The 1,686-nt window shown below is 74.5% G+C and carries 1 protein-coding gene; it reads right to left on the bottom strand.

The window, feature by feature from the left end; all coding sequences use genetic code 11:
- The coding region (locus MXD58_RS27105; protein ID WP_250610735.1) for an SDR family NAD(P)-dependent oxidoreductase at nucleotides 1-1,686 on the bottom strand (1,686 nt) is incomplete at both ends.

Genomic DNA, 1,686 nt, shown 5'->3' with positions numbered 1-1,686 from the left:
GCACTCCCCCGACCGCAACGCCCGCACCGCCAGATGCAACGCCACCAACGACGACGAACACGCCGTGTCCACCGTCACCGCCGGCCCCTCCAGACCGAAGGTGTAGGCGAGGCGGCCGGACGCCACACTGCCCGCGGTACCGGTGAGCAGGTGTCCTTCCAGACCGGCCTCGGCCACCGCGGCACGGGTGCCGTAGTCCTGGCCGGCCAGCCCGACGAAGGTCCCGGTCTGGCTGCCCCGCAGCGTCCCCGGCTCGATCCCGGCCCGCTCGAACACCTCCCAGGTGCTCTCCAGCAGCAACCGCTGCTGCGGATCCATCGCCAACGCCTCCCGCGGCGAGATCCCGAAGAAGTCGGCGTCGAACTGGTGCGCGTCGTGCAGGAATCCGCCCGTGCGCACGTACGACTTCCCCGGTGCCCGCGGATCGGGGTCGTAGAGGCTCTCGACGTCCCAGCCGCGGTCGGTGGGAAAGCCGCGGATCGCATCCGTGCCCGCGGCGACCAGATCCCACAGCTGCTCCGGCGAGGTGACGTCACCCGGCAGGCGGCAGCTCATCGCCACGATCGCGATCGGCTCCTCGGCTCCGCCCGCGGCACCGGCACCGGCACCGGCCGTTGTCCGTTGGTCCCGCGGCTGTCCCTCGGCGGGGGTGGCGCCGAAGGCCAGCGCGAGCACATGAGCGGCGAGTTCGTGTGGGGTCGGGACGTCGAAGACAACGGTCGTGGGCAGCGGCAGGCCGGTCCGGGCACACAGACGGTTACGCAGGTCGACCGCGGTCAGGGAGTCGAAGCCCAGGTCACGGAAGGCCCGGGCCGGATCGATCGCCGCCGAGGAGACATGGCCCAGCACCAGAGCTGTCTCGGCCCGCACGAGTTCCAGGACCGCCGCGGGACGTTCGGACGCGGCCAACGCGCCGAGTTCCTGGCCGATCGACGGCGGGGCCGCGGGCGCCGATCGGTCGGCAGGGTCGCCGGTCGGCTGGCCGGCCAGATCCGGGCGGCCCATGGCGTGGTCGTCGTGCTGGCCCGCCAGCACGCGGCGCACCTCGGGCAGGTCCTCGATCAGTGGACTGGGCCGCATCGCGGTGAAGGCGGGGGCGAAACGATCCCACCGCACGTCGGCGACGGCGACGCCGGCCGGCGCCCCGCTCAGCACGTCCACCAAGGCCGCGATCGCGGCCTGCGGGGGCATCTGCGGCAGACCCCGGCGGCGGAGGTCCTCGGCACGCGACGCTCCGGCCGCCGCCAGCATCCCGCCGCCGGCCCAGGGACCCCAGGCCACGGAACTCGCCCGTCCACCGCGGTGGCGCCGCCGCTGCGCGAGCGCGTCCAGAAAGGCGTTCGCGGCCGCATAGGCGCCCTGGCCACCGCTGCCCCACACGCCGGCGACCGACGAGAAGGAGACGTTGACCTCCAGGGCATCATGATCGAGCAACGCGTCGAGGTGGGTCGCGCCAGCGATCTTCGCGGCGGTCACCTCGGCCAGCTCAGCGGGGCTCAGGTCGGCGAGCGCCGTGGTGCGCTCGACGCCCGCGGCATGCACCACGGCGCTCGGGCTGTCCCCCTGCGCCGCCAGTGTCGCCAGGAGGTTCGCCACCGCGGCGCGGTCGGTGACATCGCAGGCGGCGACCGTGACCCGGGCGCCGAGTCCGGCGAGCTCGGCCGCCAGCGCCGCCGCCCCCGGCGC

This window comes from Frankia sp. AgKG'84/4 (assembly GCF_023242965.2).
In the GTDB taxonomy this organism is placed as follows: Bacteria; Actinomycetota; Actinomycetes; order Frankiales; family Frankiaceae; genus Frankia.
The sequence above is the reverse complement of the archived record's forward strand: the minus strand, read 5'-3'. Positions and strand labels throughout refer to the sequence as shown.